Source organism: Parapedobacter deserti (assembly GCF_042646065.1).
In the GTDB taxonomy this organism is placed as follows: Bacteria; Bacteroidota; Bacteroidia; order Sphingobacteriales; family Sphingobacteriaceae; genus Parapedobacter; species Parapedobacter deserti.
In genome coordinates this window covers 1-6,152 of record NZ_JBHRTA010000012.1, presented here as the reverse complement: position 1 = coordinate 6,152, position 6,152 = coordinate 1, and the positions used below count along the sequence as shown (strand labels likewise).

General features: G+C 49.1%; 6 protein-coding genes and 2 pseudogenes. All 8 read right to left on the bottom strand.

Annotation, left to right across the window (positions count from 1 at the left end):
* Nucleotides 1–109 precede the first annotated feature (109 nt).
* Complete coding sequence (locus tag ACFOET_RS05515; RefSeq protein WP_379020401.1) at nucleotides 110–601, bottom strand: hypothetical protein; 492 nt, start codon at nucleotides 599–601, stop codon at nucleotides 110–112.
* Nucleotides 598–1,023, bottom strand: a complete 426-nt coding sequence (locus ACFOET_RS05510; protein ID WP_379020399.1) for a hypothetical protein — start codon at nucleotides 1,021–1,023, stop codon at nucleotides 598–600. Before ACFOET_RS05510 ends, ACFOET_RS05515 begins: the two co-directional genes overlap by 4 nt.
* Before the next feature lie 111 nt (nucleotides 1,024–1,134).
* A pseudogene (gene tnpC, locus ACFOET_RS05505) lies at nucleotides 1,135–2,639 on the bottom strand (IS66 family transposase).
* A gap of 60 nt (nucleotides 2,640–2,699) precedes the next feature.
* Nucleotides 2,700–3,053, bottom strand: a complete 354-nt coding sequence (gene tnpB / locus ACFOET_RS05500; protein WP_379020397.1) for an IS66 family insertion sequence element accessory protein TnpB — start codon at nucleotides 3,051–3,053, stop codon at nucleotides 2,700–2,702.
* A complete protein-coding gene (gene tnpA, locus ACFOET_RS05495; RefSeq protein WP_379010940.1) occupies nucleotides 3,053–3,340 on the bottom strand; it encodes an IS66 family insertion sequence element accessory protein TnpA in 288 nt (95 codons plus the stop codon). The genes tnpB and tnpA overlap by 1 nt, the downstream gene beginning before the upstream one ends.
* Nucleotides 3,341–3,374: 34 nt before the next feature.
* Nucleotides 3,375–3,596: pseudogene (locus tag ACFOET_RS05490) on the bottom strand (hypothetical protein); the annotation flags it as partial.
* 44 nt (nucleotides 3,597–3,640) lie between these two features.
* A complete protein-coding gene (locus tag ACFOET_RS05485) occupies nucleotides 3,641–4,138 on the bottom strand; it encodes a hypothetical protein (protein ID WP_379020395.1) in 498 nt (165 codons plus the stop codon).
* Nucleotides 4,093–5,790, bottom strand: a complete 1,698-nt coding sequence (locus ACFOET_RS05480; RefSeq protein ID WP_379020393.1) for an RHS repeat-associated core domain-containing protein — start codon at nucleotides 5,788–5,790, stop codon at nucleotides 4,093–4,095. The genes ACFOET_RS05485 and ACFOET_RS05480 overlap by 46 nt, the downstream gene beginning before the upstream one ends.
* Nucleotides 5,791–6,152: the final 362 nt, after the last annotated feature.

Genomic DNA, 6,152 nt, shown 5'->3' with positions numbered 1-6,152 from the left:
TCGGATTGTTCATCCCGTAATTGTAGGGCGACACATTGTCGAACGCTCCGCCAATGGATCCACGCTTTTCCCGACTACAAAATCATACAGCCTCGCGCCGTAATCGTACCTATCTCGTAATTATCTTGACCGACAAGAGATCAGTTTCATTAGAAAAGTCATAAATAACATTCTTGATCTTCCGTTTTTCCAAAGCCAACAACTTAGCAATATTCTCTTCCTTTATTATTGCCTCATCATCTATAATATAGCGTATTGATTTAACTTCCACTTCGTTTGAGTCATTAGAAGCAATAAATGTCATTAAACCTTTATTGACATTTAAATATCCATCCTTTGCTTTTTTAGTAAAAACATAAATGTTATGTTCTCTTCTGATCGTGTCATATTCCTGATATTTCTTTGACAAGTCTTTGTCTTTCAACAACGAGTAGTAAAACTCATTTACTTTTAAGGGTATGAGATCCTGTAGAATATTGTCTATATAAATAAGCTTTTTATACAAACGGTATTGATCATAACCTGCAACATCTCGTTGCGGACGACAACTATGAGAAATAACAACCAATAATATAAATGCAAATAGCGTTTTTCCTCTCATGGTTTTTTGTATTGTGTAGGAATCGTATTACTATGATTTAAATCAGTAGGGCGAATCGGAAGTCCAATTATTTTACGTACATGATTTTCATATTTAATCACATCGCCTCGAAATTGAAGATTCGTCGTGTTTGCCTCACCTATCTCATGAAAAAGTGTAGATGTGGTATTTTGGTTGACGACCTGATTAGAAAAAGGCAATACATCTAGAGTCACGTCAACAGAACCGACATCGGGTGCTACAATAATAATATTGTCGTTTTTCGAGTACAGCCCGCCTCCAAATTCTTGAACAACATCCACAGACAGAATTTTTCCTCCAACATTTAATTCGTAACTGTTTTCGTAAGCAACAGATACTGTTTCTTTACTGTTCATTAGTTTATTAAATCCTTTAAATAACTCTTTTTGTTCCTTTGACATTCCTTTAACGAAGTCTTTTGCTTTCCCATCAAGAGTGAGTTTTCCGGCCGAATTAAATGTCAGTGAATTTGCCTTATCGCCAAACGCATTATTGAGTATCCGCCCTATGAACTACATATTTGATTCCTGCAGTTTTCTTTTATAATTCTGCGGATACAAGTCTTTCAGGTTCTTGTGGTTTATGGTCATGATGTTTTCCAGCGTGTATTTCAGCCACTGGAAGGGATTCACTTCGTGTTTTTTGCAGATGGCGAAGAAGGAATAGATCATGGCGGCCCGCTGGGCGGCTTCATGGCTTCCGGCGAAGAGGTAGTTCTTTCGACCTAAACAGCATGGGCGAAGCGCATTTTCGCATAGATTATTATCTATCTGCAGGTTCCCGTCATACAGGTAAGCCGACAGCCCATCCCATCTGGCGTAAGCATAGGCCATCGCTTTGCCGATCTGACTTTTGGGCAGGGTGGTTTTTATCTCTTCAAAGATCCATTTCCCCAGCCCGTTGATTACCGGTAGCGACTCGGTCAGCCGCAGTTCCTTGATCTGTTCGGCGGCCAGTTTTTCTTCCCGGGCCCGCCTTTCAACCGCATAGAGCCGCTGGATCATGAGCAGGGCTTTTTCGGCCCTGGGCCGGTCATTATCCAAGGCGCGCTCGAACTCTCTTCTTGCATGCGCCCAGCAGGCCAGGTGGACCACGTTTTTGCTCCGCGCGTATTTCCCGCATACGGCATACCCGTCGGTCTGCAAGTATCCCCGGAAGCTCCCCAGTACGGGCAACGGTGCGCTGCTTCCCCGGGTAGGGCTATAGTCAAACAATACCGTTCCATCCAACGGGGCATGGTATACCCAATAGTATCCCTGGTGGGCAGCCCCTTTTTTTCGCTGTCCAGTACCCTGATCGGGGTCTCATCCACCTGAAGATAACCTTTGGCTTTGGTGTCGAAGACGAGTTGCTCATAAAGCGGGTGGAGTTTGATGAGCGCCTCTTTTGTCCAGCCCTCGATCGTGGAGGAAGGTATCCGGATGTTTTCCCTTGCCAAGCGCTGTTTCTGTCTGTAGAGCGGCAGGTGGTCCACGTATTTATCGGTCAGGATCATGGCCAGAAGGCCGGCCCCGGGGATGCCCTTGTCGATCACCCGCTCGGGAAGCTCGCCGATTTTCACCCCATCACAGCTTTTAGCAGCATATTTATAGCGGATATACCGTTTGATATAGAACTTTGCCGGCTCGCATTCCAGTTCTTCGGTGATTTCTTTGCCGATACAGACCATATCCGAGAGGTCACCCTCCGGGTGGATCTCGATTTCTTCTACCGGTAAGTGCTCAGGAAGTTTCGCGCGCCCTTTGTGGTTGGGGCGTTTGCGGACGTATTCAATCTTTTCTTTTATTTCCTCTCCCTGCTGCTCTGCCGCGGCGGGTTCCGCATCGAATGGCAGGGATGTCTGGTTAGGGTCACCTTCAAAGCGTTCGCGCTTCTGGCCGAACTGCATCCGCCTGTACATGGCCAGCTGCGATTCCAGGTAATCTATCTTTTCATCGCGCTCGGCCAGGGCCCGGTCACGGTCGGAAACCATCGCTAAAAGGTCTTTTTTTGACAGGTTTCCCAGTGCCGTTTGCATGGCATAAAAATACAAATAACCAGTGGTTTACGCAAGCAAAAAACGATGTTTTTGATCGCTTTAGACCACTTTTTTTAGTGAAAACCGATGCCGTCTGCGGCTCTTTTCCACAACGATTCCTTCCACCATCAGCACCAGCTCGCTCCAGTCGATCTCCCCGCCCGGCGAACTGGTTCTGGGCAGCGGGAAGGTGCCGCCCTCCAGCCTTTTGTAATACAGCACGAACCCGCCATGCTCCCAGTGCAAAAGCTTCATGTGCGTTCGGCGCCGGTTCAGGAAAACGAACACATCACCGCCTGTGGCCCCACGGCACAAACCCGAGGACACCAGCCCGCAAAGCCCGTCAAAACTTTTCCTCATATCGCAATGGCCGCCGTACAGGTAATAACGGTGCGAGGAACCCAGCGAAAACATCAGGCAAGGGCAATCAGCCTGGACAATAGTCCAAGGTCCGCCGAAGGCACTTCCAACCGCACACCGTTGGGATAGATAACCGATAAGACAGGATGACCTGCCGCCCTGGGCGAAACCATCGGAATAAAACCGCTATCCCCGGCGGATTGATCCTCCTTCCAGCGACTGATCCAATAACTGAACTTGCCTAGGGTGATGCCATGCTGCAGGCAGAACTCCTGCCGGGTCAAACCACTCTCACGCCACTGGCCAACAAGGGTAAACATGTAATCTCTACGCTCTTTCATAAATATATTATTTTGGGCGTAAAGCTAAAGACGATCAATTACTCAAAAAATATGCAGTTGGTCGGGCGGATACATTATTGAGGTCTTTGGCGAATTGTTCTCGATACATCTCAGCAACACTTATGCTATCGCCATTTATATCAATATAACGCATAGGATTATTCGCACCGTATTGATACGGAGTTAAATCATAGTACTTCTCTGCAAACCTATCTATCGTGCCAAAACGCACAATAACGGGATCGTAAAACCGTGCGCCGTAATCGTGTTAATTAAGCTGTGCTGTAATTCCTTGGCCGATTACCTTAACTTCCTACCTGCCTTATTGATAGCATAGTTTTCCTTAATATCAATGCTTATGTACTCAACCTCGTTTTTATACTTATGATATTTACCATCAAAATAGGTATATAGACTATCATTTACAGCTTTATTATTACTGTACAGTTCTATCAAATTCTTGCCAGGATGACGTATAATCTTTGCGTTATCTTCAATATCGACAAGCAAGCTTATGTCGTTAAGAAAAATAACATCTACGTATCCAGTGTTAGTCGTTTTTATATAATTATCAGAAGGCTTGAATATTCCATAATACTTGCCGGGAACAATGTAGCATTTGTTGCCAAGGCGTTTCCATACCGTAACACATTTATTTTCCGATAGACAGTAAAATGAACGAGACTGGTCAAACCAAACCAATAATGCCACCATTAAAAACAGTATAACACCTGTTGTTTTAAGTAACACCTTTACCATTTTGGCCCTGTTGGCCACGGACTTGTTGCTTTTTTCCATTCTCTTTCAAATTGTTTTTGCTGGAAAATCGGATAGCCTACATTATGCCCTGAACGCTGTGCCCGTTGTGTCGGTCGCCCTTCTGTGGCAAAACCTCCTTTTTGATAGCTTTCCAACGCATCAAAGGCAACTCGGGAAGCTCCCCATCCAAATCCATATGATCCTGCAATGTAACCAGCTGCGTAATTCCCAATATCCCTTGCTGATGCTACCTTACCATTAAATGACATTCCCCTATAAGTGTATTGACCTCTTTCTTCCCGGGTTAATCCTCCGGGCATATCTCGTGTTTTGAAATCATATGTTTCACCCCCTGTGGCATTTTTCATGTAATGGAATAGACCAAGGCTTTCTGCAAGGATTTCATTGTCTATAAAATTCTGTCCGGATCGGTCATTGAGATTAATAGTTGCACCAACCACCGCACTGCCATCCTCGTAATGGAAGGAATATTCGGTGAGCATTTCTCCTACTATTTCACCTGTACGTTTTCCATTTTCCATCACGTAGATATTCTTGTCCGCATTGGCAGTACCTCCAACTACCTTGTACGTGTCATCGTCTTGCTTCTCCACTTCAAGGTCTAAAGACATTGCCCATCTTCCGTCCGGGTCAATAAATCTGACAGGGTTATTAAATCCGTAGTTGTATGGGCTCCATCGCCTCCCCTGCTCGGCCAGCGGGTCAACACTACCCCACCTCCCGATCACCGGGTCATAGAACCGTGCGCCGTAATCGTAATACCCGGAACCGTCCTGCAGCTCCTTCCCGTTGTAAAGATAACGGTTTTTCGGCGAAGGTATGCTGCCCTGGTTGTACACCGTACCGAAAGGACGGTAGTCCCCCACGAACTTGGCCGTACCCGTGGCGTTTGAAGAGAAGCCGCTCCGCGTGTTGCCCAGGTGGTCGCGCAGCACATAGTCGTAGATGCCCGAGGGAAGTATACGCCCCTCCTCCATGTGGATGGCGTTCAATGCACTGCCCTCCCACTCGATGCCGTCGATGTAATCCGTGGTGATGCTACCAACCACCGAACGCAGCTTCCGGCCCGTGGCATCGTACGTGTAGGTCGCCGACGTACCCCCAACCGCCCGGGGAAGGTTCAGCTCGTTGTACGTAACCGACCGGTTCACCCGCCCGTCCAGCGTCATGTTCCCGTTGGCATCGTACTGGTACGTTGCGCTGCCCCCCGTAATGGTCTGCAGCCGGTTGCCCTCCGCGGCCGTGTATCCGTACGTCCACACCGCACCCGCATCACGCTTCAGCGTCGCGATGTTCCCCGAACGGTCATACGTGACCGTCTCCCCGAAGCTCCCGGAAAGACCCGTAAGCAGCCGGTTCTGCCGGTCGTACGTGTAGCTGTACCCCTGGACTGCACCCGTGCCGTGCCGCCAGCTCTGCCGGCTGATGTTTCCGTTGTACTGCCGGAAAGCAGCCGCCGAGGTGTCCTCGTAGAGCAGCGTCTGCTGGAACTTCGGCGACACCGTACCCTTAAGCCACCCGCGCGCGTTGTAGCTGTAATTGACCGACTCGGCAAACGTGCTCCCGTCCGTGCTGTGCAGCTGCTTGGTCCGCAACTGGCCAACCTCGTTGTAAACGTTGCGCGATACAAGCGTGCGCGTACCCGTGTTCAGCCGCTTCCAGGTATCCACCGGACGCCCACGGTGGTCGTACGTGNCTGCCGCGTGAAGCTGTACTCCGTGGCGATGTCGTCATAGTTATTCGCCGCGGCCGTGCCCCCCCGGTAGTGCTGCCTGACCTCCCGTACCGCGTTGCCGCGGTCATCGTAGTACACCGCGCTCCACAGGTACTGCGACGTGCCCAGCACCTGCACCCGAGACACCGTCGGCAACCCCCTGGTCATCGTGCTGTAGTCCGTGCGCCTGTAGGCTGCCGGAAGGCCCGCAATGTTGTAGTCGTCATAGAACTGCTCGGTAAGCACCGTCATCCCCGTGGCCGGCCACGAACGGCTCGTGTAGGCCGTACCGGCCGCGTTCCGATCCTCCCACTGGTT

What these genes read in the sequence shown, in the direction of transcription:
- ACFOET_RS05515 (WP_379020401.1), bottom strand. Translation starts at nt 601, where the DNA reads ATGAGAGGAAAAACGCTATTTGCATTTATATTATTGGTTGTTATTTCT.
- ACFOET_RS05510 (WP_379020399.1), bottom strand. Translation starts at nt 1,023, where the DNA reads ATGTCAAAGGAACAAAAAGAGTTATTTAAAGGATTTAATAAACTAATG.
- tnpB (WP_379020397.1), bottom strand. Translation starts at nt 3,053, where the DNA reads ATGTTTTCGCTGGGTTCCTCGCACCGTTATTACCTGTACGGCGGCCAT.
- tnpA (WP_379010940.1), bottom strand. Translation starts at nt 3,340, where the DNA reads ATGAAAGAGCGTAGAGATTACATGTTTACCCTTGTTGGCCAGTGGCGT.
- ACFOET_RS05485 (WP_379020395.1), bottom strand. Translation starts at nt 4,138, where the DNA reads ATGGAAAAAAGCAACAAGTCCGTGGCCAACAGGGCCAAAATGGTAAAG.